Annotated in this window: 21 protein-coding genes; 17 read left to right on the top strand and 4 right to left on the bottom strand. The window is 43.0% G+C overall.

The window, feature by feature from the left end; translation table 11 throughout:
- Positions 1–14 precede the first annotated feature (14 nt).
- The 5 genes from MKZ02_RS18705 (at position 15) to MKZ02_RS18685 (ending at position 3,737) form a co-directional block, all read left to right on the top strand.
- On the top strand, positions 15–497 hold the full coding sequence (locus tag MKZ02_RS18705) for a RidA family protein (protein ID WP_340855247.1): 483 nt from the start codon (positions 15–17) through the stop codon (positions 495–497).
- Positions 498–592: 95 nt separating this feature from the next.
- The gene (locus MKZ02_RS18700; protein WP_120036639.1) at positions 593–955 is read left to right on the top strand and encodes a Na-translocating system protein MpsC family protein; all 363 of its coding nucleotides are present in this window, start codon (positions 593–595) and stop codon (positions 953–955) included.
- 133 nt (positions 956–1,088) lie between these two features.
- Entirely contained in the window at positions 1,089–2,111 is a 1,023-nt protein-coding gene (locus MKZ02_RS18695) for a Nif3-like dinuclear metal center hexameric protein (RefSeq protein WP_340855244.1), read from the top strand.
- 20 nt (positions 2,112–2,131) lie between these two features.
- Positions 2,132–3,256 (top strand): hypothetical protein, encoded by a 1,125-nt coding sequence (locus MKZ02_RS18690; protein WP_340855241.1) that lies wholly within the window; start codon positions 2,132–2,134, stop codon positions 3,254–3,256.
- A 280-nt stretch (positions 3,257–3,536) separates the two neighbouring features.
- On the top strand, positions 3,537–3,737 hold the full coding sequence (locus tag MKZ02_RS18685; protein ID WP_120036642.1) for a hypothetical protein: 201 nt from the start codon (positions 3,537–3,539) through the stop codon (positions 3,735–3,737).
- A 241-nt stretch (positions 3,738–3,978) separates the two neighbouring features.
- On the opposite strand, the gene MKZ02_RS18680 is transcribed toward MKZ02_RS18685, so the two are convergent.
- Genes MKZ02_RS18680 through pxpB form a run of 3 tightly spaced genes read right to left on the bottom strand, consistent with a single transcriptional unit; the run spans position 3,979 to position 6,459 of the window.
- On the bottom strand, positions 3,979–4,731 hold the full coding sequence (locus MKZ02_RS18680; protein ID WP_340855239.1) for a LamB/YcsF family protein: 753 nt from the start codon (positions 4,729–4,731) through the stop codon (positions 3,979–3,981).
- Positions 4,728–5,732 (bottom strand): 5-oxoprolinase subunit C family protein, encoded by a 1,005-nt coding sequence (locus MKZ02_RS18675; protein WP_340855237.1) that lies wholly within the window; start codon positions 5,730–5,732, stop codon positions 4,728–4,730. The genes MKZ02_RS18680 and MKZ02_RS18675 overlap by 4 nt, the downstream gene beginning before the upstream one ends.
- Positions 5,713–6,459, bottom strand: coding sequence for a 5-oxoprolinase subunit PxpB (gene pxpB, locus MKZ02_RS18670; RefSeq protein ID WP_340855234.1), 747 nt, complete (start codon positions 6,457–6,459; stop codon positions 5,713–5,715). Before pxpB ends, MKZ02_RS18675 begins: the two co-directional genes overlap by 20 nt.
- 182 nt (positions 6,460–6,641) lie before the next feature.
- On the opposite strand from pxpB, the gene MKZ02_RS18665 reads away from it, so the two are divergent.
- The 11 genes from MKZ02_RS18665 to MKZ02_RS18615 all read left to right on the top strand — a co-directional run bounded on the left by MKZ02_RS18665 (position 6,642) and on the right by MKZ02_RS18615 (position 19,964).
- Positions 6,642–7,070, top strand: a complete 429-nt coding sequence (locus MKZ02_RS18665) for a cell wall hydrolase (RefSeq protein ID WP_340855232.1) — start codon at positions 6,642–6,644, stop codon at positions 7,068–7,070.
- Positions 7,071–7,281: 211 nt separating this feature from the next.
- Complete coding sequence (locus tag MKZ02_RS18660) at positions 7,282–9,255, top strand: methyl-accepting chemotaxis protein (RefSeq protein ID WP_340855230.1); 1,974 nt, start codon at positions 7,282–7,284, stop codon at positions 9,253–9,255.
- Positions 9,256–9,444: 189 nt separating this feature from the next.
- Positions 9,445–11,043: a PucR family transcriptional regulator gene (locus tag MKZ02_RS18655; RefSeq protein ID WP_340855227.1), complete on the top strand. Its 1,599-nt coding sequence runs from the start codon at positions 9,445–9,447 to the stop codon at positions 11,041–11,043.
- Positions 11,044–11,193: 150 nt separating this feature from the next.
- A complete protein-coding gene (locus tag MKZ02_RS18650; protein WP_120036653.1) occupies positions 11,194–12,651 on the top strand; it encodes a CoA-acylating methylmalonate-semialdehyde dehydrogenase in 1,458 nt (485 codons plus the stop codon).
- Positions 12,652–12,850: 199 nt separating this feature from the next.
- Entirely contained in the window at positions 12,851–14,194 is a 1,344-nt protein-coding gene (locus tag MKZ02_RS18645) for an aspartate aminotransferase family protein (RefSeq protein WP_340855225.1), read from the top strand.
- Between the two features lie 189 nt (positions 14,195–14,383).
- Positions 14,384–15,220, top strand: a complete 837-nt coding sequence (locus tag MKZ02_RS18640) for an STAS domain-containing protein (protein ID WP_340855223.1) — start codon at positions 14,384–14,386, stop codon at positions 15,218–15,220.
- Positions 15,221–15,273: 53 nt separating this feature from the next.
- Positions 15,274–16,497: a YbfB/YjiJ family MFS transporter gene (locus tag MKZ02_RS18635; protein ID WP_340855220.1), complete on the top strand. Its 1,224-nt coding sequence runs from the start codon at positions 15,274–15,276 to the stop codon at positions 16,495–16,497.
- Positions 16,498–16,647: 150 nt separating this feature from the next.
- Positions 16,648–17,043 (top strand): hypothetical protein, encoded by a 396-nt coding sequence (locus tag MKZ02_RS18630; protein WP_120036660.1) that lies wholly within the window; start codon positions 16,648–16,650, stop codon positions 17,041–17,043.
- 271 nt (positions 17,044–17,314) lie between these two features.
- Positions 17,315–18,826 (top strand): glycine betaine uptake BCCT transporter, encoded by a 1,512-nt coding sequence (locus tag MKZ02_RS18625; RefSeq protein ID WP_340855217.1) that lies wholly within the window; start codon positions 17,315–17,317, stop codon positions 18,824–18,826.
- A 282-nt stretch (positions 18,827–19,108) separates the two neighbouring features.
- Positions 19,109–19,474 (top strand): YidH family protein, encoded by a 366-nt coding sequence (locus MKZ02_RS18620; RefSeq protein ID WP_120036664.1) that lies wholly within the window; start codon positions 19,109–19,111, stop codon positions 19,472–19,474.
- A 136-nt stretch (positions 19,475–19,610) separates the two neighbouring features.
- Entirely contained in the window at positions 19,611–19,964 is a 354-nt protein-coding gene (locus tag MKZ02_RS18615) for a rhodanese-like domain-containing protein (protein ID WP_120036666.1), read from the top strand.
- A 112-nt stretch (positions 19,965–20,076) separates the two neighbouring features.
- Here MKZ02_RS18615 and MKZ02_RS18610 read toward each other — a convergent pair whose 3' ends face one another.
- Positions 20,077–20,469, bottom strand: coding sequence for a hypothetical protein (locus MKZ02_RS18610; RefSeq protein ID WP_120036668.1), 393 nt, complete (start codon positions 20,467–20,469; stop codon positions 20,077–20,079).
- A 361-nt stretch (positions 20,470–20,830) separates the two neighbouring features.
- Between MKZ02_RS18610 and gltB the strand changes: the two genes are divergently transcribed.
- Positions 20,831–25,345 (top strand): glutamate synthase large subunit, encoded by a 4,515-nt coding sequence (gene gltB / locus MKZ02_RS18605; RefSeq protein ID WP_340855210.1) that lies wholly within the window; start codon positions 20,831–20,833, stop codon positions 25,343–25,345.
- The last annotated feature ends 8 nt before the right edge of the window (positions 25,346–25,353 follow it).

Below are 25,353 nucleotides of genomic sequence, written 5' to 3'. Positions count from 1 at the left end.
AGGGCGGAATTGTCATGATGAACAAAGGAGTAAAAAGTAACATTGAAAAAAGATTGCAAGAATTAAATATTCAACTGCCTGATGCGCCATCTAATCCACACCCATTTATTCCTGGTGTAATTTCAGGAAATACGGTTATATTGTCAGGACAAACCCCAAAGATAGATGGCCGTCAAAAATATGTTGGGGTGGTCGGTACGTCAGGCATCAGCATGGAGGAGGCGCAGGATGGGGCAAGGATATGCGTAGTGAATTTACTAGCTTCCTTAAAGGAAATTCTCGGGAACTTGAATAGAGTGACAAAAGTACTTAAAGTAAATGGATATGTGGCGGCAGACAGCCAATTTAAAGATCATCCCCTAGTGATTAATGCAGCCTCTGACTTGCTGAACGATATTTTCGGAGAAGAAAATCAGCATGCGCGTATAGCCGTTGGAATGTCCTCATTGCCTGGAGGAGCGCCTGTAGAAGTAGAGATGATAGTAGAATTTGAATAATTTCTATGAAAGGGTTTACATTGTTGTGTAACTGTGCTAAATTAAAACCATCGAATAATTCAGATTATTTCGAAAAAGAAGGGATGAGTAGTTAGATGATCTGGACGGCTGGTCCCTTTAAGCAGGAGCTCATCAAAGACTATAACAATATTAATCTTCGGATGTTTGACATTGGAGTTAAACGTCAAAAGGTTGATATTATGGGGGATAAAGTATTGATTCTCGCCTATCATAAGAGAATTCCAACTCTTAAATTTTTGGACGAGACCAATCGCTCGATTACCCGGATGACAGATATGGCTATCATTGATGCTTACAAGGAGCACCTGAAAAAAATCATTGAAGAAAAGTACGGAATGAAGGTACTTTCCATTTTAAAAGATTATGATCCTTTCACTGAACTTTCAGCTACAGTAATTATCCTTGACCAAGATGTCAGTTTTTACATGTCAAAATAAACAGTTTAATAGGATGACTGGTAAAGTGAACTCTTAAGAGCGCATAAAAACCGTCAGTACATTCATGTAGATTTAGGTCTGCATGATTTGTATTGGCGGTTTTTTTATTATAAAAACTAGAGGGGGCAATGGAATGAAAACAGTAAAAGACGTATTGCATGCTTTGGATGAGATGACTGGAGGGAGAGTAGTAAAGTCATTATCAGACATTACGAGGGGAGAGCATCCTTTTGTTGTCATGAAATCTTCTAATCTCCCAGGGAAAGAAGTAATTGAGACACCAGGCCTTGTCTACGGTGATTTAGAAAGAGAAGTAAAAAAGGTTGCTGTAACCATGACAATGACAGAAGGAAGCATTGAACTGGCTGGAGCTACTGGAGTAGATGCGATTGTTGCTCATCATCCCATAGCAGAAGCGGCCAACTCAGGTGGGGTTACATTAAAAAATTATTTGGATCTCTACAATGTGGCTGCATTCGAATTGCACGAAGCTTTTCACGGGCTTCATCCAGGCATCTCTTTTCTGCATGGACATGAAGTTTATCGGACCGAAATCAATTATGGGGGCATTCATGGAAACGTCTTATTTGTAGGAAAGGCTTTTCCTGAAGTACAGACACTCGGTGATATGCTAAATCGACTAGATAATTTTATGGGTTTGCAGCATGAAGAGGATCTTTTATTCACAGAAAAAGAAGTACGCGATACTCCCTCATTGACTGAAACGAGTGTCGTTACGCGAGGAAGGATTATATTGGGGGATGAACATACGTCGGTAAACAACATTTTGCATATTTTTCCCCACACAGGGTTTTCTCCTGAACATTTGCGGCAAGCAGCAAAAGAACATCCTGAAGCAGATACAATTCTCGCTTCCATCAGCCGGGTTTATGATGGCCACGTACTGATTGAGATGGCAAAGGAACTCGGACTGAATTTTATCATTGGGAATTGCCACGTATTAGAAATACTTGAAAATGGCCTGCCGTTAGCTTATGCCTTAGATCAACTGCTGACGGATGTAGAAATAGTCGTTTTTCGGGAGCGAGTAACGAGTACTGCCTTGCATGAAATGGGTACTCTGCCAATGAAACAATACGCAAAACAAATGGCCGGCAAGTATCTTGTAAATAAAAAATCGGTGCAATTATCTTAGTAAGATAAGGAGATGAAGATGTGAGTGAAGTAAAAAAAGTAGCTGAAGATGTTATCGCTTTAGATGCTGAAACAGTCATTCCCACTCCTGACAGGAGAAAATGGTCAAGAATTGAATTTATAGGCTTAGCCTTAGTCGTTGCTTCACTGCTAGTCATGCTAGTGTCTCCAAGCACCTTATCGGGTCTGTTTAATTCTATCGTTGATCAAGTATTTTCAGTTGTTGTCAATGTGTTTTTAACAGGGACTGTCGGCGTTACTATTATCGTCAGCGTAATCATAGGGAGGACGTTAGAAAGACTGGGGTTTACCGATGCATTGATTCGAGTCTTTGTGCCAATTACTAAGCTGTTAAAAATCAACTCAGCCGTTGTTATTCCGAGCATTTACAATATTTTAGGTGATATTAATGCAGCCGGGAAGATCGCTGGTCCAATCTTGGTTAGATCCGGAGCGACAAAGGATGAACAAAAAATTGCTGTGGCCACAATGGTGCAATCCCAGCAATCGTTTTCTACATTTATGTTAGGAATGATGGCTTTAACTGCCGTTGGAGCAAATGCTTTTGCAGTAGTAGTGTTAGCTGTATTTATGCCGGTCATTATCGTGCCTTTCATCCTCTCTAAGACTCTCTACCGTGATACGAAAGCTGTTCAACTTGAGAGCTTACCCAAGTTTACTCCTAATACCGGCGCTTTGCCGACAGTATTCAATGCTGCTCGTGAAGGAGCGGAACTCGTTTTCCTTCTGATCATTCCGGCTGTCGCTGTTGTTTTTGCTATGATTGGGGTTTTAGAATATGCTGGTATTTGGTCATCTGTTGAATCAGGGCTATCGACAGTCTTGCTAGCTTTAAGCATTCATCCTGAAACAGGCATTCTTTCTATTCTGGCTACCCCGACACTTGCTATGGCCCAGCTATCTGAAACTGCTGCTTCCATCGATCCTCGCCTTGTCATTGGCTCGTTTATTTTGGCTTCTTCCGGGCTGCCTTTAGCTACCGTATTGGGACAAGTTCCAGTTATATGGGGGACTCATTCCGACTTAAGTGAAAAGGAAGCATTGGGGGCTGCTGTTTTAGGAATTGCGATGCGAATCGTAACTGCTTTTCTAATTGTTTATTTCTTGACTCCCATATTAACTTAAGAAACAGGCGAAGAAGAGTTGTATTATAGAGAAGAGTGAAGGTGCATGAATTTCTTTCTGCTTTGCACCTTCTTAATTCCATGCTGCTTAATTACCAGTGTTTATTAGTGAGAAAAGAGAGGTCGATCAAAAGGTTGCATGGTTGCTTTTTTTTGACAGATTGGGGATCTAAATAGATAGGGATTCGTTCGATAGAATGGTCGTCTTTTCGTAAGAAGCACAAGCTAATGCTTTGTTCAAGCACTCCCATCAACCGTTTATTTGATAAGAAGACTTCAAGATGAAGAGAGAATGGACGATCAGCAGGACACTGGATAAGCAGACAGGGGGAGGTTTGCCAAGACTGAAAAGGCATGCTGGTTTTTGTAGGGAAGTGATGGATCCTGCCAGTTGCCGCAAAGGGTTTATTGGGCAGGATAAGTCCCTGTTCATGATAGCGGTCTTTCCCAATGGAAGAGGAAATTTTTTTTTCATTCCATAAAATAGACGTATGAAAAGTGTCATTAGGCAATATGGATAACGATCTCAAGGATATTAACTCAAAGCCGATGAAGGACAAATTACATCAACTCCTTGCTGCCTCATAGTAATCAGTATGATGAAGAGAAGGAATTCATACATAACAATCGAACGATCAAACGTGAATATAAAAAGCCACTAAATGTCGCAAGATAGGGATCTTTTAGTGGCTTTTTAAATGAAAAGTCATCTGGATAAAGCTGTTAGACAGTGGCAATGTTAATGCCAACCGCTTGCAACCTTCGGTGAATAAAACGGGCAAAGGCGACTGCCTGCTCACTATCACCATGAAGGCAAATGGTATCTGCCTCCAATTGAATATCAGTGCCATCTGTTGTCTGAACGGCATTATGCTTTACAATCCGAATAACTTGGTCAGCAGCGGCTTCCGCATCTGTCAGAAGTGCATTTGGCAGACGACGTGGTGTTAAAGTACCGTTTGGTGCATATGTGCGATCGGCAAAGACCTCATTAGCCGTCGTTAAGCCGACTGCTTTTCCGGCTGCAATTAATTCACTTCCCGCAAGGCCGTACAAAACAAGGGAAGGATCGACATCGGCCACTGCCGTGGCGATTGCCCGGGAAATCTCTTTGCTCATTGCCGCCTGGTTGTAGAGCGCTCCGTGAGGCTTTACGTGATGGAGGGCCCCCCCTTCTACTTTCGCAAAGGCAGCTAGCGCGCCAATTTGGTAGACAACGAGTGAATAAATTTCTTCTGGCGTCAACGACATTTCTCGCCTTCCGAAGCCTGCTAAATCGGGATACCCTGGGTGAGCGCCAATAGAAACACCATGCTTAATAGCAAGGCCGACTGTGCGTTTCATCACTTCCGGGTCACCAGCATGAGCACCACATGCAATGTTTGCTGAAGAGATATAAGGCATAATATCTTCATCCCGGCCGAGAGAATAGATCCCAAAACTTTCTCCTATATCACAATTTAAATCAATTTTCATTTGTCTTCTCCTCTATGCAATTTTAATGCTAGTCCTATCTGTAGCTGACGAATCTCATTTTCTCGTTTGATGTATAACTGTTCGGCTTCCTCTAATGTGATCTCTTGGAAGCGAAGCCTTTTGCCGGGGATTAGTTGAGCAACAACCGGCAAATCGATAGAAGCTATTTGAGCAATACGTGGATAGCCACCTGTTGTTTGTCTATCCGCGAGCAGCATAATGGGCTGACCATTTTCGGGCACTTGAATCGTTCCGTTTGTGACTGATTCTGAAAGCATGTCAAACGGCTCATCAAGTGCGAGAGTCGGGCCGGCCAATCGATACCCCATCCGATCAGATTGTGGTGTAACGACAAATTCCTTGTTAAAAAACTGCTTTCGGCTGTTGTCTGAAAATTGATCAAACTCCGGTCCTTTCATTACCCTCACGATAGCGACGTGATCTGCATTTGTGAAGGGAGCTGCGGCAATCCGCCAACCAGCTGCTGCAAATGGAAAAGTATCCGTATGGTTAGAAAGCGGAGGGCAGGCAAGGGAATGTTCAAATATAAGTCGGTCACCCGCTCGGAGTGCGCGCCCTTTATATCCACCGATAGCTCCGCGCAGATAGGTGCTTTTGCTGTTCATAACTTTTGAAATACGGAAGCCTCCGGCAATAGCTAGATAGGCTCGACAGCCGGACTGACAAGATTTAAACTCGAGTAGCGCTCCTTCTTTAACCATAACCGGCCGCCACATTGGTACTGTCTTTCCGTTTATTTGAGGAGATAAGTTTCCTCCAGTAATAGCTATTAGTGCTTCTTTTTCAAATTGCAGTGAAGTTCCCGTCATCGTTATTTCAATAGCAGCGTCGCCTTCCTGATTGCTGACTAATAGATTAGATAGACGGAGGGAAAGGGGATCCATTGCTCCGCCAACGACAACGCCGTGCTTTTGAAAGCCGAATCTTCCCAGATCTTGGAGGCTGGCGAGCAGGCCGCCTTTAATTACTTTCAAGCTCATAAAATCGCCTCCTTAACATGTATTCCTTTTCAGAAATAGGGATGAACTTTACTATATCTCCTGCTTGAAGAAAGGTAGGTGGTTCGCTATTCGGCGTGAAAAGCGGAAGGAAAGTCCGGCCGATTAGCTGCCAGCCCCCGGGAGTTTCAAGCGGATACACGCCTGTTTGGCTTCCAGCTATACCGACTGAACCGGCAGGAATGGACACACGGGGAGAAGAGCGCCGGGGAGTGGCGATTTTTTTTGAAAGACCGCCCAAGTATGGAAAGCCTGGAGCAAAGCCAATCATATAAACCAAATATTCTACACTAGAATGAATACTAATTACTTCGTCCACAGATAACTGATGATAATCTGCTACATATTGCAAGTCAGGTCCAAGTGTACCACCGTAGCAAACGGGAATTTCCCTAATCTGCCGTGTTGGAGCATCTTCTTTCTGCAAATGCGACACCATATCTGCAAGAATAGAATAAACAGCTTGAGAAGGAGAGCCGCCAAAAGCTTGGTAAACGACAAGAGGATCGTAGAAAATGGTGACACTTGCAAAAGCAGGAATATATTCAATAAACCCTGGGAATGAATGATTGTTCAATTTAGAAGAGAGCGCTTTTACCTTTTGATGCAAGTCAGGTGTAATATCAGTTCCAAACTGAACGGTCATAGCTGTATCGCCAAGTGGCTTTATCATTATATTTTCTTGGTTTAAAAATTCCGGATGGCTCATCGTTTCGCTCCTTACACTTAGTGTGACCGATTATTCTTTATTTTCTAACATATTGTTATTTTATTGGCCGGTACCATTGAAATCAAGAAGCTTTACCTGGAAAAGCATTATTTACCGCCTGATTTTCATCATTTGAGCAATGAAGAATATAATACAAAGAAAGAGTTGCCGGAGGTGAAGAGATGGCAGTCGTAAAACATAGATCATCGGATGTTGATTTGCTAGCGAGGCTTCTGCGGGCGGAAGCGGAAGGAGAGGGTGAACAGGGAATGATGATGGTTGGAAACGTTGGAATCAACAGAATCAGGGCGAACTGTTCTGATTTTAAAGGATTGCGCACGATTCCACAAATGGTGTACCAACCACATGCATTTGAAGCGGTACAAAAAGGATATTTCTACCAAAGGCCGCGAGAAAGTGAGCGAAGGTTAGCACGACGGGCTATAGCTGGAGAGAGAATTTGGCCTTCTAAATATGCTTTATGGTATTTCAGGCCGGAAGGAGATTGCCCGCCAACGTGGTATGATCAACCGCTAGTTGCCCGTTTCAAGCTTCATTGTTTCTACCAACCAACGGGTGAAGAATGTGAAAACGTTTATCGGCTGTTTTAAGAAAGAGATAACGATGAAAGATCATTTATTACTTGTCAGGGAGCTGTTTTTTTACAGCTCTTTTTTTGGTTGGTCAAAGCAATACGTGGATTATTAAGTTTTTGTAAATAAAAAGACCTATACATATGAATGTTCTAGATCTTAAGTTATAATATTTTCGGTTTGTTATACTAGTAAATTGTTCCTTGGGGGGAACGAGGAGGAAAAAGACTTGTCTAAGCTGAGGATGTTAAGCACTAAGTTATTTATTATTTTATTGGCAGTTTCTATTATTCCATTATTGCTTTTAAGTGCTATTTTACTTTATCATTCGACTCAAACTTTTTCGACGCTTATTCAACAAAGCCAGCAGTCGATGGAACAGTCGGTAGTCCGTAGCCTGGAGCTTACTTCGACTGAACTGTTGGATCTGACAAAGAGATACAGCGAGGATAAAGAGCTAATCAGTGCTTTTCAGACGAATAACCGCGAAATCCTTTCGGCAAAAGTGTTGCCGGTCTTTGAGCGCCTGGAAAAAGAACATCACATTAGTGTACTTGAATTTGGAAACAAGGATGGCACCGTCTTTTTAAGAGGCCATAGTCCCGAAAAATATGGAGATGATAAAAGTGGTCTTCCCGCTGTCCAGAATGCCTTAAATGGGAAAGAAGTATCGGGATTTGAATTTGGCAGCAGCGGCCTGGCCGTTCGAGCATTCGCCCCTCTTAAAGTAGATAATAAGATTGTAGGAACAATTCAGATGGGGATTGATGGGAGCTTTTTAAAGCAATTAACAGAGACGGCTCAAGGTGTTGAGCTTAATTTATATAATTCGTCTGGTGAAATTGTTGTTTCATCTGTCAAAGATAACATTGGCGGGCAATTTGATGAACCAAAAATTATGAATAAAGTGCTCTCGGGAAAGAAAGCTTCCGCAAAGGAAGGAGAGTCCTTGCAAATGTACATACCGATATTTGATCCTACAAAAACGGAAGTCATTGGCATGATGGAGATGTCTCAGAATATATCCGTCATCGCTCAAGCGGATCAACGAATGATTTTTCTAACGTTAATTATTGGTGGAATTACATTGTTATGTTTAATCACGGTTGCGTTTCTTTTCAGTCGTTCTATTTCCAAGCCTATTAAACAGGCTGCTTATTTTATGGATGAATTTGCTCGAGGCAGGCTAGATGTAACATTTGAAGGGAAAAAGAGAAAAGATGAAATTGGGCTATTAATGCACTCTATTGTTGCCATGCAAAGTAATTTTAAAGAGATGGTGACACGCATTTCTGATACTACGCACATCGTTACAAATCAGAGCAGCATTTTGCAGAACATTTCTAATGAGGTTAGTGAAGGAAGCAGCCAAATTGCAGCTACTATGCAAGAGCTATCCAGCGGAGCAGAAACACAGGTGCATTCATCTACAGGGCTTGCCGAAAAGATGGAGAAGTTTTCAAAAAGCATCCAGGCTGCTTACCATAATGGAGAAGAAATGACTGAGACAACTGAGCAGGTGCTAGCTTTAACAGGTGAAGGAAAGTCATTAATGGATGCTTCTGTGCAGGATATGCATACAATCCGCGAGATTGTTAAAGAATCGGTGCTTAAAGTGAAAGACTTAGACGGACAGGCGAAGCATGTTTCGGTAATGGTAAAAGTTATTCAGGATATTGCAGAACAGACCAATCTCCTGGCACTCAATGCAGCAATTGAAGCGGCAAGAGCGGGAGAACATGGAAAGGGCTTTTCTGTAGTCGCTAGTGAAGTCCGCAAGCTTTCAGAACAAGTTACGGATTCTATTAGCGGTATTACGCATACGGTTGATGGAATCCAGCAAGGCTCCAAAGAAGTTGTGGAATCCTTGCAAGCGAGCTTTGAAAAGGTAGAGGCGGGAGCAGGCCAAGTCCAAATGACGGGTATGACATTTGAGGATATAACAGAAGCCATTTCAGCTCTCGTGCAAAAAATCAGCACTATTTCATCTAATTTAAAGCAAATACATGGAGAAACAGCTGATATTCAATTGATCATTGAGAATGGCGCCGCTATATCTGAGGAGTCGGCTGCCGGCATTGAGGAAACATCGGCTGCAGCTCAACAGGTCAATAGCTCAATGGAACATGTAAAGAGCCAGGCGGACACATTAGCCACTATCGCCGGTGAATTGAATGGTTTGGTAAGACAGTTTACATTGTAATGAATCGTTAAGTGTAACTACTAAAATGTTCTGGTAAAAACTATTTTGTATACGAGTCTCAAAACCTGAAAAAATCTTTTTCAGGTTTTTTGGGCTGTGTGAATCTTCTTCCATATAATTGAATGTTGCTAGATTTGATATTAAACTGGATAAAAATAGAATCAATTTTTGGGAGTGCGAGGTGGCGAAGTGAAGAATGAGATTAAATTATCAGTCCAAGAGATTTTGGAGCTGGACCATTTTCGACAGGCAAATATGGTAGCTGGAAGAAATGGCCGGCATCGGGCAGTGAAATGGGTTCACGTCATGGAAGTTTCCGATGTCAGCAACCTTCTTAATGGGGATGAATTGATTCTTTCTACAGGCGTAGGGTGGAAGGCAGGGAAAGAAACGCTGATGCTGCTCGTACAGCAGCTAATTGATTGCCGGGCAGCAGGGCTTTGCATAGAATTGGGGAAATATATGGATGAAATTCCTGAAGAAATTCTCGAGCTTGCAGACCGTCATGACTTTCCCATTGTTGTCTTTCAGGAAGAGGTGCGGTTCGTCGATATTACAGAGAGTGTCCATACACTTATTGTAAAGAAGCAATATCAAATGATTGCAGATTTAGAAGACTATTCTCGCCGAATAAATGAAGTGCTGCTGGAAACAGAGCCAAGAGAGAAAGTGCTTAGGCTAATGCATAAACAAATTCGACTGCCTGTCATTTATCTTCCAAGAGAAGGGAAACCGGAGATTGTGTCTAATAAGACAAAAAGAGAGGAGCGCGAGCTTTTTGAAGCAGTGAGCCGAAATAAATTAGGCACAGGCTATCACCATGCACGCCAGCCTATTCATATATGGAGCCAAAGCTTCGCAGAATTGATCATCGTTTCTGAAAAAGAAGAAATGACCGAGTTTGAAACACTTATTCTAGATCGTACAGCTACCGCTCTTGCCCAAGTTATTTTGCGCGAGTTATGGACCGAGGAGCGCAGGAAGGCAAAGGAAGCTGACTGGATTCAGAAATGGTTGAACGGAGAGCACACTGAAGAGCAGGTTAATCGGTTTTTGAAAGAGATTGAGCCGGGATTAAAACCGAAAAGAGCAGTGGTCTTTTTGCTTCAGGCAAATAAGCTTGATACGGAAAGTTCGAGCATGACGTATTTAAAGATGCTGCTGCAGTCTATTTTTCAAGAGCAAGGTTTCTTTCTGCTATCGACAGTCTCTAAAAACGAAGTAATTTTTATCCTGCTCGATAAAAGAAAAGAAGATACATGTAAACAACGAATACAGATGGGCATCGATCATATCAAAAAATCAGATTATATTATAAACTACTCATCTGTACCCGTGAAAATCAGTGCCGGAACGATCGTTGATAAATTGACGCAGGTAAAACGCAGCTATGAAAAAGCAAAAATAGCAGCTGCTATAAAGGAAAAAATTTCTCATAGAATACCTGGTTATTTTTATGAAGATTTACATATATATAGATTGATTTATGCAGTCCAAGAACAGGGAATGCTTCATGAATTTGTGGCGGATTATCTCAGGCCGGTTCTTGCGTACGACAGCTTTCAGCAAGCCAAATTGATGAACACGCTAAAAATCTACCTGGAGTGCAACGGCTCGAAAAAAGAAACAGCAGAACGGCTGTATATTGTTAGACAAACACTTTATCACCGGCTGGAAAAGTTATATGAGCTGCTCGGAGAGGACTTTATGGAACCGCCAAAACGCCAGGCGATTGAGTTTGCTGTTGCTGCCTATGAATATCTTGAAACAGTCAATCAAGAAGCTTGAGCAGAGACAAAATGTAAGAAAGAAACTGACAACCAGTCAAAATGTAGAAAGAATATTCTAAATAATTTACTTTTTGTCTAATGAAAGCGTTCCCTAATGACTCTATAATGAAGCTACTCACATAGTTTAAAAAATTCAGGAGGGCTTGCGATGGTAGTTATGAAAGATGTTAAGACGGTAAAAAATTTTATTAATGGACAATGGATAGAGTCATCGAGTCAAAAAGTAGAAGAAGTGCCCAATCCAGCAACGGGAGAAGTGATTGCAAAACTTAAAGTCTCGACTAAGGAAGATGTCGATCAAGCAGTGGCAGCCGCTAAAGAAACTTTTCAATCATGGAAGAAAGTAGCGGTACCTCAGCGTGCCCGTATTTTGTTCCGCTATCAGCAGTTGTTAGTTGAGCATTGGCAAGAGCTAGCCGAAATTGTGACGCTTGAGAACGGAAAAAGCTACACAGAAGCGTATGGGGAAGTTCAACGTGGCATTGAATGTGTAGAGTTTGCTGCTGGAGCGCCGACACTGATGATGGGCAGCCAGCTGCCGGATATCGCTGCGGGAATCGAATCAGGGATGTACCGCTATCCGATCGGTGTAGTCGGCGGTATTACGCCGTTTAACTTTCCGATGATGGTGCCGTGCTGGATGTTTCCGCTTGCTATTGCCTGTGGGAATACGTTCGTCTTAAAGCCGTCGGAGCGGACACCGCTTTTGGCGAATCGTCTAGCTGAGCTGTTCAAACAAGCAGGTCTCCCTGATGGGGTATTAAATATTGTTCATGGGGCGCATGATGTTGTCAATGGAATACTAGAACATAAAGATGTCAAGGCGATTTCCTTTGTTGGTTCTCAGCCGGTAGCTGAATATATTTATAAAACGGCAGCTGCCAATGGTAAGAGAGTGCAGGCGTTGGCAGGAGCGAAAAATCATTCCATTGTTTTGCCAGATGCTGATTTAGAGAATGCGGCCGCTAACATTACGAGTGCTGCCTTCGGATCAGCTGGTGAACGGTGCATGGCCGCTTCTGTTGTTGTAGCAGTTGGTGACAGTGCCGACAAGCTTGTCAGCCTTCTGAAACAAAAAGCTGATGAAATTAAAATGGGCAACGGCATGGACAAAGATGTGTTTCTTGGACCGGTGATCCGCGAAGCGCATAAGGAGCGGACAATTGGCTATATTGACAGCGGTGAAGAAGAAGGAGCTGTGCTTGTTCGCGACGGCAGAAAAGAAGGAGAGAATGAAAAGGGGTATTTCATTGGTCCGACGATTTTTGATCACGTAAAAACAGACATGAAAATTTGGCAGGATGAAATTTTCGCTCCAGTGCTTTCTATCGTTCGCGCCGAGAGCCTTCAAGAAGCAATTGCCATCACAAATGAATCCGAGTTTGCGAATGGAGCCTGTCTGTATACAGATAGTGCAAAAGCGATCCGGGAATTTCGTGAAGAAATCGACGCGGGCATGCTCGGTATTAATTTAGGTGTGCCAGCTCCAATGGCTTTCTTTCCGTTCTCCGGCTATAAAAATTCCTTCTATGGAGACCTTCATGCGAATGGGAAAGATGGAGTGGAGTTTTATACACGTAAAAAGATGATGACCGCCCGTTATTAAGTGAATGGCTCTGTTGAAGTGAATGTTGTTTTTTCAATGGTTGATCGCAACGGAAGGCGGCGACTCGAGCGGGAAGAGCGAGTCCTAGCGAGACTCCGCAGAAGTGCAAGCGACGGGAAGGCTCAAGGACGGATCGCGGAAAGCGTCCGCCTGCAGTGAAAAAACAAAGTCAAGTGAATAAAAAAGGAGGGGAAGAGGCATGCAGGTAACACACAAAGAACAGGATTTACAAAAAAAGGATGAGCGCTTTGTCTGGCACGCAATGAGAGGATCAGCTCCTGCCCCCGCGAATCTGATCGTACAGAAAGCGGAAGGAGCCTGGGTGACAGACATAGACGGCAATAAATACTTGGATGGTTTATCTGGACTATGGTGTGTAAATACTGGTTATGGGAGGAAAGAACTAGCAGAAGCTGCTTACGAGCAATTGCTGGAAATGCCTTATTTTCCAATGGCCCAAAGTCATATTCCTGCTATTAAATTAGCTGAAAAGCTAAATGAATGGCTTGGTGGAGAGTATGTCATCTTTTTCTCCAACAGCGGTTCTGAAGCGAATGAAACAGCTTTTAAAATTGCCCGCCAATATCATCAGCAAAAAGGAGAGCACGGTCGGTATAAGTTTATTTCTCGCTACCGTGCTTACCATGGCAACTCAATGGGAGCCCTTGCAGCGACAGGCCAGGCAGAAAGAAAATATAAGTACGAGCCGCTTGCTCCCGGATTTATCCATGTGAACCCGCCGGATATGTATCGCCGCCCTGATGATGAGCAGACGCTCGAGAGTGCAGAAGAAGTGGACCGAGTGATGACATGGGAGTTAGGCCAAACCGTGGCAGCTATGATTATGGAGCCGATCATCACCGGAGGAGGCTGCCTCATTCCGCCGCAAAACTACATGAAAAAGGTAAAGGAAATTTGCGAAAAGCATGGTGCCCTGCTTATTTGCGATGAAGTGATCTGCGGTTTCGGTCGGACAGGGAAGCCATTTGGTTTTATGCATTATGACGTAAAGCCCGATATTATCACGATGGCCAAAGGAATTACAAGCGCGTATTTGCCGTTATCTGCCACAGCGGTAAAAAGAGAGATCTATGAGGCTTATTGTGGCAGCGGCCAGTACGATCGTCTCCGTCACGTTAACACATTTGGCGGCAATCCGGCAGCTTGTGCGCTGGCGCTAAAGAATATGGAAATCTATGAAAAAGAGAAATTAATTGAACGTTCGCAAGTACTTGGAGAGCGGATGCTTAAAGAGTTAGAAGAAATTAAGGATTTGCCATTTGTCGGAGATGTACGGGGAAAAGGGCTTCTCATCGGTATTGAATTAGTGGCAGATAAACAAACGAAAAAACCAGCAGACTCTGATCTGGTAAATAAAGTGATCGGGCTCTGCAAGGAGAAAAAATTAATCATCGGCAAAAACGGCGACACTGTAGCCGGTTACAATAACATATTGCAGCTTGCTCCGCCATTAAGCATCACTGAAGAAGATTTTACTTTTATCGCTCAAACTCTCAAAGAGTGCTTACGTGCGGTGCAATAATAAGGAGAAGCTGTGTTGGATAGTCCAACACAGCTTTTTCTCGTTTAGAAAAATAATTTGTTTTTTGACAATTTAGAAAATTTTCGTGTTACACTAATGGAGTATGACCCTCAAAATTTATATTACTAAAATTTACCGAGGTAAATATATATAACATATAAAAGGTTAACAGTTTCAGGAGGGAGAAATATGGAAAGTGAGATTCAATTTCTCGGAAAGACCATCATCGAAAGAACAAAGGCACTTGCCGAGGAAATACATAATGAAAGGCTTGCGGGGATAAGTGAAATTGAAAGAGAACAGTTGGCGTTTGTAGAAGCTGAAATTTTAAGAATGCGGGCTGAGTTTATCCAGTTGTTTGGTGAAGCTCTTCTTAATTCTTTTGATGAAGCATCGCTTCAACAAAGAATGGCTAATTGGGGCAAAGAAATAGGGGAAATCATTTTTCAAATGGGTATACCGCTTGATGAAGCATTGAGAGATACTAAATTTTATCGGACGTTTATCTGGAAAGCAGTGAGAGAAGAAGTGGAAAAACACCAGATGGCCATCAATACGGTTTTTGAAGCCAGTGCCATTATTGATACGCTTTTAGATGAAGCGGTTTACTATGTTAGTTTAACCTTTGTCAAATTTCATGAGCGGATGCTTGACGAAGCGAAAAGGGCATTTATAGAGGTATCTGCACCAGTGGTCCCTGTCACTAAAGAGATTGCGGTTCTGCCGTTGATTGGAAACGTGGATACGGAGCGCGCTCAGCTATTAATGGAGACAGCTCTCATTTCAGCGAAAAAATTGCAGCTTTCCCATCTGGTATTAGACTTATCCGGTGTCTTGACCGTCGATACAATGGTAGCTGATCAAATTTTTAAAATTGTTAGCGCCTTAAAGCTTCTTGGAGTGAAAGTAATTATCACCGGTATCCAGCCAGAAACTGCTCATACATTAGCCTCTCTAGGGGTTGATTTTAAAACTATCCAGACAAAAGCTGATTTGCAGCAAGCGCTAGTAGATCTTCATAATTAATCTTTTTATAGCTGGACATGCCCAGGAAATAGCAATAATGAAGGAGGGAGCGTATGGAGCAGGAGCGGCAGATTTGGAAATATGCCTTCACATGTGTAGCGGTAACTATTAGCACGCTGGGCTTTGGCCGAATGTCTTATGGGATTTTGATGCCTTTTATGAAAGAAGATTTATCGCTTACATATGAACAGGCAGGAATACTTGGTACGGCTACTTCGGTAGGATATTTGGGATTGGTGCTCTTTGCTGGCATTATGGCTGCAAAGTGGGGATCAAAGCGGTTAGTAGTGATGGGGATACTGCTTGTCGCCGCCGGTTTGTTATATTTGTCCTTTGTACGGGACTTCTTTTCCTGTATGGCGGGAATGATTAGCCTGGGGATCGGCACTGCTTTTACATATACGCCTCTCGTGAATATTGTCGTAGGGTGGTTTCCGAAGCAGAGAGGCATGATGATTGGCTTTCTCGTCAGCGGTCTGGGATTAGGCACATTGATTTCCAGTGCACTGATCCCGCTTTTTACTGCCTGGTTTTCGATGAATGGCTGGAGATATCTATGGGGGCTGTATGGACTTCTCTCTCTGCTTTCCGCTCTTGTGGCTCATATGGTTCTGCGTGATCCGCCGATTTCTGCTCCTAAGAATTTACAGGCAGAGGAATCGCTTTTCCGGGAAGTATATTTGCATAAGAGAGTCTTACTAGTGGCCTTTATTTACGGATTGATAGGCTTTGCATATTTAATCCCGCAAAGTTTTTTATTTAGCTTTATGCTAGAATCACACATTAATGATTATACAGCTGGCCAGATCATGGCTGTCGGGGGCTTGCTTTCTATTTTTAGCGGGCCGCTGTGGGGAGCGATTTCAGATAGGATTGGCAGGAAAAAGTCTTTGCTTATCACTCTTTTGATCGGCGCCGTTTCAATGGCTGTTCCCATTGTTTTACCTGTTTACGGCGGATTTATCATCAGCCAGATTCTTTGGGGAACGACAGTTGTTGGCATGCTGTCGCTTATTCAAGCGTTGTCAACGGAGCAAATCCATCCATCTTATGCACCTGTTGCCCTTGGCTATGTAACGGTATATTTTGCATTTGGCCAGCTGCTTGGTCCAGGCCTTGGCGGATGGATGGTTGATCATGTTGGTGGAATTCCCTCTTCCTTTATGCTTTGCAGTGGATTGCTGCTCTTAAGTTTTATTTTATCCGTACGGCTGCACAAGCAAGCCGCATTGGAGACAGCAGTTGTGCCAAAAGAGCAACGTACGACAGGTGGATGAATAAGAGCGGAAATTATATAGGTGATTAAGGGGCGGAAACATTTCTCTCTTTCTTTCGTCCTATGAAATATAGCGAAAAAGGTACCGGGGGTTCTTGCAGGAATCTTTCTCTTTTTGTCGAATAATAAAAGGATAAAGGAGGAAATGAAAATGGAAACATTAACAGAAAGAGAACAAGTCACCCTCGCTTATTATGTTCAATATTATTTAGGAAATGATCCAAATGATATATCGGAACTGCACAAAATTATGACAGAGGGGATGCCCTCATACCCATCCATAATGGAGCAATTGACGAGAGAAGGACTGCTAAATGGAACAGATGCCATTCCTTCTGCTCCGGTAGAAAACGGTGGAGATAAAATTACGAAACCGATGATTACCCACAAAGGGATTCTTTATATTGACAACATTTTAAATATCCAGTCCTATGCAGTGGAAGGGGATAAGCTGTCCTATATAAAGAACAGTTTATTAACAAACAACCTGCAGCTGTCCGTTGGTGTTATTGCTGCATATGTTAAAACAGCAGTTGGTATCGAATAAACAGTGTATAGATTTAACAGGGAGCTTTTCCAAAAGTGAGCCAATAGGCCGCTTTAGGAAAGCTTTTTTGCTTGCTTTTTATAAGGAAGCTTATTAGAGAAAATAGAGAAGGCCTCTGCCTGATTCTCAATGATCTGATAAGGGTTTTTGCCAAATCATTTCTCTCTGCGGGTTTGAAAAAGTAAACGAAGTATGTTTACACTTATATAGGTGAGCGGGGACTAGGTTGTGTGATTCGTTTTTTTATTTAGGAAATATAAGGGGGAAGATCGTGAAAAAAACAACATCTATTTTTTGGATTTCCATAGGAATTAGTCTATTATTCGTCACATGGGGTGTAGCAGCACCGGATCATTTAATGGCTGTCATGACTTCAGCAGAGAGCTTTCTATTAGACCGCTTCGGCTGGTTTTATCAGTTTTCAGCCACTTTTTTCTTGATTTTTGCTTTATGCCTTGCTTTTAGCCGCTTCGGAAACATTAAGCTTGGGCAACCCGATGATAAGCCCGAGTTCAGTACACCTACTTGGTTTGCGATGTTATTTAGTGCAGGAATGGGAATTGGGCTGTTATTCTACGGAGTTTCTGAACCGATTTCTCATTATGCTTCTCCTCCATATGGAACATCTCAATCGATTGAATCCGCAAAAATAAGCTTGGAACATACGTATCTGCACTGGGGATTTCATGCTTGGGCTATTTATGCAGTCGTAGCGCTTGCCTTAGCTTATTATAAATTCCGTAAAAACATGCCTGGCTTAATGAGTGCCACCTTGTATCCGCTCATTGGCAATAAAGCGAAAGGGCCGATTGGACATGCGGTTGATATTATTGCTGTATTTGCGACTGTATTTGGTGTTGCTGCGTCACTAGGGCTTGGCGCTTCTCAGATAAATAGCGGGTTCCACTATTTATTCGGTATGCCTATCAGCTTTAATATTCAACTCGTTATTATCGCTTTCACAACCATCCTATTTATTATTTCTGCTGGAACAGGTGTTTCAAAAGGGATTAAATATTTAAGTAATACGAATATGGCACTGGCTGTTATTTTATTTGTTTCTTTTCTCTTTCTTGGGCCAACTCAATATTTATTAGAATTGTTCTCTACTACATTTGGTAGCTACTTGCAAAATCTTCCGAGCATGGGGCTGCGGTTTACCCCGTTTGATCAGGAAAGCAATCAATGGATTAAAGATTGGACGATCTTTTATTGGGCCTGGTGGATTTCATGGACACCCTTTGTAGGAACATTTATCGCACGTGTTTCTAAAGGGCGCACTGTCCGTGAGTTTATTATGGCTGTCTTGATTGTCCCGACAGTTGTCTGCTCGCTATGGTTTGCTGTTTTTGGAGGAACAGGCATTTACTTTGATTTTGTAGAAGGAGCGAATGTAGCTGCTCAAAGTATTGAAACTTCTTTGTTCTTTGTATATAATCACATGCCTCTCGGAGGAATGCTATCAGCTGTCTCAGTGGTTCTCATTCTAACCTTTTTTGTCACGTCGGCCGATTCTGCCACGTTTGTTCTTGGTATGCAAACGACGAACGGCAGTTTAAATCCGCCATTCTTTGTCACGCTTAGCTGGGGAGTAGTTCTGGCGGCCATTGCGTCGGTTTTACTTGCATCAGGCGGGCTAGCTGGAATGCAAGCTGCTATCATTGTCAGTGCTCTGCCTTTAGGTATTGTCCTTTTATTTATGTCCTATGCCTTAATTAAATCGTTTCGGCAGGAACGATCCTTAAGCAATCAGAAAGTGCAGCAGCATAAAAAATCGGCTTAAAAGTTTAAAAATAAATAGAGTCCTTGGTTAGTCAAGCTCAATTCCCTGCCGTGATCTTCACTAGCTAAGGAAAGGGATCATTTATTGTTTTACTTGTTTTTTATATCCCCGCTTACAAGCTTTGCCTGCTCTTAATTGTTGCTAGAGCAGGTTTTCTTTATGATCTTTTCTATAGAAAAACGAGCAGGCAGAGAGTTTGCAAGTTAATTTCATAAAGGTAAAATGGAATTAGAGAAAGAGGAGGCAAGGCAGTGAAAGAAATTTAATCGTAAGGAGATCATAATGACAAGACAAAAAATGGATGAGTCTAAATACATTCAGCAGCACTTAGCTAATGAACGGACTTTTCTTGCCTGGCTACGCACAGGCATTGCTGTGGTAGGCATTGGTTTTTTGGCGGTAACACTGCACTTTAATTATGAAGCGAAGGTGAGCAAAGTAACTGATGAAATATCTTTGCTTATGATGATATTTTCGATAACTGTCGGCCTGGCTATCTTGTTTACGGGGGCATTTAGCTATTTTATTAAACGGAAAGAAATTAACGCGGCCTCTTTTCGCTCATCAGCCATAATGATTGCTATTGTCACTGTTGCTGTCAGCATCCTCGTTTTAATGCTTGGTGTCTATTTTATATCGCTATTATGAGCTGCCAAATAGAAGAACGGCAAAGCTCTTGACGAACTATTTCATTTGTCTTAACATACATATGGGGGTATGCGGTGTGCTGAACGGCTATTAACATTCCCTTAAAATATACGTATCAACTGAGCTGGAGGGAACTATGGTTATTTTTCTAGGCGTGATCATGTTGCTGATGCTGCCTGTACTATATAAGCGTTACGTACCGGTTGCCGGAACAGAAGAGGTGAATGAGTGTACTAAAAACGAGAATGTCTTATTGGTTGATGTTCGCGATTTTCACGAAGCCAATCGAAACCCGGTTTCGTCAGCTGTTCATATTCCTTTGCCTTATTTAGCGCGGCAGCACAGGGAGATTTCTAAAAAAGCAGTAATCGTTATTGTATCGGATAAAGTGCTCCGTAATTTAAGCATTCGACAGCTGAAAAAATATGGCTTTGAAGTGAAAGGGTATTGCTGCAAAAAGAATGCTGCTTATTCTCCGCTATCGGCGTAGTATATTTATATTTTCCAATGACTGAAATGCAAGTTTCAGCTCGTTAAAGATTTTTTCCTGTTGGAGCACACAATTGAACAGTCCCAAGTCCATGTGAATTAAAAAAGCAGGCTCATTGTGCAAATGAGCCTGCTTTTTTATTGTTTTTAAAGTGAATTATTTGAGAAATAGAAGGAATAGATGTATGCAGATCAGGACGATTTTTGTACGAGCGATAGGCGAGAAGTTCACCGTTCCGATTAGTAACATCCAGCTGCAGGAGGTAGGAATCTCTCTTCTCCATATAATAGGAGGCCTGTTTGTCCTCTAACCTATAAAAGCTAAATGTGGTTCCTAGCCATGTTTTGGTAGTTATTTTCGTCTCAGGATGTGTGGAAATATACTCTTCCAGTTTGGCAATAGAAGTAGCGGGCGGGTTAGCTAACTCTATTGCTTTTTCTTTTACGTAATCTGCCGCCTGACTGAATGTATCTTTCGCTTTCTGAATGAGTTTATTTTTTTTCATTTGAAAACTCCTCCTTGTTTTTTATCTATATTCCCGTTTTTCTGATAGATTATCAGGAAACAAACTTCTGTTTGTTTAAAAAATTTTAATGAATGTGTATCAGGCCTGCGTGCTTGTCAAGGTTTGAGGTGAATGTGGCACAATTAAGGCTTCTATCTAGGATCACAAAATTTTCGAGAGCTTTTTAAAAGAAGGGTTTCTATTAATCATTCTCAAAAATAGATTAATTATATCCAAACAATATATTGTTTGGATTGATCGTTAGCACATACAATAATTATCAAGAAGAGACAAAATATTTTCTAAAGCAGTTTGAAATAATCCAACAGAAAAGAAAATAAAATATTAACTAGCGGAAAGGGTGAAATGGATCGTGCTCCCACCAAAACAAGGACTTTATAACCCAGACTTTGAACATGACGCATGCGGCATCGGGTTTGTTGCCCATGTTGAAGGAACGGCTTCCCATAGTATTGTTAAACAAGGTTTATCGATGCTTTGCCGCCTAGAGCACCGTGGCGGCCAGGGAAGTGATCCACTTACAGGAGATGGAGCAGGGATCATGGTCCAGCTTCCACATGAATTTTTTCAACTAGCTTGTTCACAACTGAGCATACCGAATAAAGGAGAATATGGTGTTGGAATGCTCTTTTTGCCAAGAGAGTCTGAAAAAAAGAGAAAATATGAAAACATGTTGAATGACATTGTTGCAGAAGAAGGGCAGGAGGTGCTTGGCTGGCGCACGGTACCTGCTGATGGCACTGCGCTTGGAGAAAAAGCAAAGAGAAGCCAGCCCGCTATTCGACAAGTTTTTATAAAAAAATCAGACAGCGAAATGAATGAGCAGGACTTTGAACGCAAGCTGTATGTAATTCGCAAAAGAGCAGAAAAAGCTGTTAGGGAGAAAGAAATGCCCTGTAACGAAACTTTTTACTTTTCCAGTCTGTCTGCCCGGACAATTGTTTATAAAGGCATGCTGACGCCGGATCAGCTTCTTGCCTTTTACTTGGACTTACAGAATCCTATTTTTCAATCAGCATTTGCACTTGTCCACTCCCGCTTTAGCACAAACACGTTCCCGAGCTGGGAAAGAGCCCATCCCAACCGCTACTTGATTCATAATGGTGAAATTAACACGTTAACAGGCAATGTAAATTGGATGAGAGCGCGTGAACAGCTCCTGACAGCAGACCCGTTTGGCACAGATATAAGCAAAGTTTTACCGATTATTGATGAAGATGGAAGCGATTCGTCTGCCTTTGATAATTGCCTGGAATTTTTAACCATATTCGGCCATTCCCTCGCGCATGCTGCCATGATGATGGTTCCGCAGCCGTGGGAAAAAGATGAGTCCATGGATGACGCATTAAGAGCTTTTTACGAATATCACAGCCATTTAATGGAGCCGTGGGATGGCCCGGCCGCCTTTGCTTTCACAAATGGGCTTCAGATTGGAGCGATGCTGGACCGTAATGGTCTGCGTCCAGCCCGCTACTATATAACAAAAGATAATATGATCATCTTTTCTTCGGAGGCCGGTGTGATTGAAATAGAAGAGGAGAAGATTAGCAGAAAAGAAAGACTGAGCCCGGGGAGTATGTTGCTTGTTGATTTAGCAGAGGGGCGGATTATAGAGGACGAGGAAGTAAAACGACAAGTTTCGGCGAGTGGTCCTTATCGTGAATGGCTTAATAAGGAATGTCTCAACATAGAACAGCTACCGGCCCCTCGCAAGCAGCCCGTTCTGTCTACAGCTGACCTCTTACAACTGCAACAGGTCTTTGGATATACGTATGAAGAACTGGTCAAACACTTAATTCCAATGGCAGTTGAAAAGAAAGAGGCGATTGCCTCCATGGGCAATGACACTCCTTTAGCCGTACTCTCAAACGCCCCCCAGCTTTTATATAACTATTTTAAACAACTGTTCGCTCAAGTGACGAATCCCCCTATCGATGCGATCCGTGAAGAGTTTGTTACTTCTACAATGACCTTTCTTGGAGCGGAGGGAAGCTTGCTTGAAGCGCAATCGAAAAGTTGCCGTCATATCCGCCTAAAAACACCTATTTGTTCAAATGAGGAATTGGCAAAGCTGCGTGATAACAAGATGAAGTCCTTTCAGGCCAAAACTTTCCCGATGTTATTTGAAGCAGAAGGAGGAACAGGAACATTACAAAAGGCATTACACACACTATTTCATTCTATAGACCAGGAAATTGAAAAAGGAATAACACTTGTTATTTTATCCGATCAGCCTGTTAGTAAAAATCTAGCACCGATTCCGGCTTTGCTGGCGGTTAGCGGGCTGCACCAGCACTTAGTGCGCCGGGGGACGCGCGCAAAGGTCAGTATTATAGCTGAAACCGGTGAAGCGCGTGATGTCCATCAGTTGTGCCTGCTGATTGGCTACGGGGCAGATGTGGTTAATCCATATCTCGCTTATGCCTCTATTAAAGAAATGGTAAAGCAGGGCGAGATTCAACAGATTAGCTGCACTGAGGCTGTTGAGAACTATATTCAAGCAGCTACAAGTGGGATTGTAAAAGTGCTGTCGAAGATGGGGATTTCGACGATACAGAGTTATCGGGGAGCCCAGATTTTTGAAGCTATCGGTGTTCACAAGTCTGTTATTGAGCACTATTTTACAGGTACAGCCGCCCGGCTTGGGGGAATCAAAATAGAAACGATTGCCGCAGAAACACTCATGCGTCATGAAAAAGCATTTTGCAGAGAGCAAAGTGAAACGCTTGAATCCGGGAGTGATTTTCAATGGCGCCATGGTGGTGAGGCTCATGCCTTTCGTCCGACGACGATTCATCTGCTGCAGCGAGCTTGTCGGGCGAACGACTATGAGTTGTACAAAAAGTATGCAGAGAAGGCGAATGAAGAGCAGCTTGTTTTTCTTCGCGGATTGCTCCAATTCAAAAAAACCTCCCCTATCCCAATTGATGAAGTAGAGTCCGTTGAGGCGATTTGCCGCCGTTTTAAAACAGGCGCGATGTCCTATGGTTCATTAAGTGAAGAGGCGCATGAAACGCTGGCTATTGCGATGAATCGGATTGGCGGAAAAAGCAATAGTGGAGAAGGTGGCGAACACGCCCGCCGGTTTGTTCCTGATGAAAACGGTGATTTGCGTCGCAGCGCAATTAAACAGGTTGCATCCGGCCGGTTTGGTGTAACGAGCCATTATTTGATGAATGCGGATGAAATTCAAATCAAGATGGCCCAAGGAGCCAAACCAGGAGAAGGTGGACAGCTGCCGGGAAGTAAAGTGTATCCGTGGATTGCGGAGGTGCGCGGCTCTACACCTGGAGTGGGGTTAATTTCTCCCCCTCCCCATCATGATATTTATTCGATTGAAGATCTTGCCCAACTCATTCATGACTTAAAAAGTGCAAATCCTTATGCGAGGGTCAGCGTGAAGCTTGTAGCCAAAGCAGGTGTGGGAACGATCGCTGCTGGGGTGGCAAAGGGATTAGCGGATGCGATCCTGATTAGCGGTTCGGAAGGCGGAACGGGAGCGGCGCCGCGCACGAGTATTAAACATGCGGGCATACCGTGGGAAATTGGATTGGCAGAAACGCATCAAACTTTGCTGTTGAACGATCTTCGCGATCGGGTGGTAGTAGAGGCGGACGGCAAGTTAATGACTGGCCGAGATGTCGTAATGGCCACATTGCTTGGTGCTGAAGAATATGGCTTTGCAACCGCTCCTCTCGTCGTTCTTGGCTGTGTACTTGTTCGTGCCTGCCATTTGAATACCTGCCCAGTTGGAATTGCGACGCAAAATCCTGCCCTGCGTGAGCAGTTTCTTGGGAAGCCAGAACATGTTGAAAACTTCATGCGTTTCATTGCGCAAGATGTCCGGGAAATCATGGCAGAGCTGGGGTTCCGAACGATTAATGAAATGGTCGGCCGGACAGATGTATTAATAAAAAGTGAAAGGGCCAACACTCATTGGAAAGCGAAAGATCTTGATCTATCAGCGCTTCTCTATACCCCTTCTTCTGCAAAAGCTGTTGCTATGCACAATTGCCGTACACAAAATCATCGTCTTGAGCAGTCGCTTGATTACAGGGAGATGTTACGAGTTTGTCAGCCAGCTCTTGAACAGCAGAGGCCAGTCAAAGCCAGTTTCTCCATTCAAAATGTTGACCGGACAGTGGGGACAATGTTAGGCAGTGAAATAACAGAGCGATACGGAAAAGAAGGGCTTCCCGCAGATACGATACAGCTGAAATTTACTGGATCAGCTGGCCAAAGTTTTGGGGCCTTCCTGCCGAATGGCGCCACGATGACGCTGGTGGGGGAAGCGAATGATTATGTTGGCAAAGGATTGTCAGGCGGAAAAATCATTGTAAAAACATCTGAAAAATCAATTTTTGTTCCTGAACAAAATACGATTATTGGCAATGTTGCTTTTTATGGAGGAACAGCAGGAGAAGCTTATATCGGCGGCTTGGCGGGCGAGCGTTTCGGGGTGAGAAACAGCGGTGTGAGTGCAGTCGTTGAAGGGATAGGCGATCACGGATGTGAGTACATGACCGGAGGGCGGATCGTCATACTTGGATCTGTCGGCAAAAATTTTGCAGCAGGGATGTCGGGAGGAACGGCTTACGTCTATGTAAAACAACGAGCCACTTTCTTGAAAAACTGCAATCAGGAACTTGTTTATCTTGAATCGCTGCAAGTGAATGAAGAACAAGAAGAAGTAAAGCAGCTTATTTTGAACCACTATCATTATACCAATAGTTCAAGTGCCTGGCGTATTCTGCAAAATTGGGAGAAACATTTAACAAGATGGGTGAAAGTCATTCCGAAAGAATATAAGCGAATGATCGAAGATGGGGAATCGCCTGTTGCGCTGACGCGTTAGCATCTGGA

The organism is Pseudobacillus sp. FSL P4-0506, from assembly GCF_038003025.1.
Classification (GTDB): Bacteria; Bacillota; Bacilli; order Bacillales; family Domibacillaceae; genus Pseudobacillus.
This window is presented reverse-complemented; position numbering and strand designations above follow the sequence as displayed.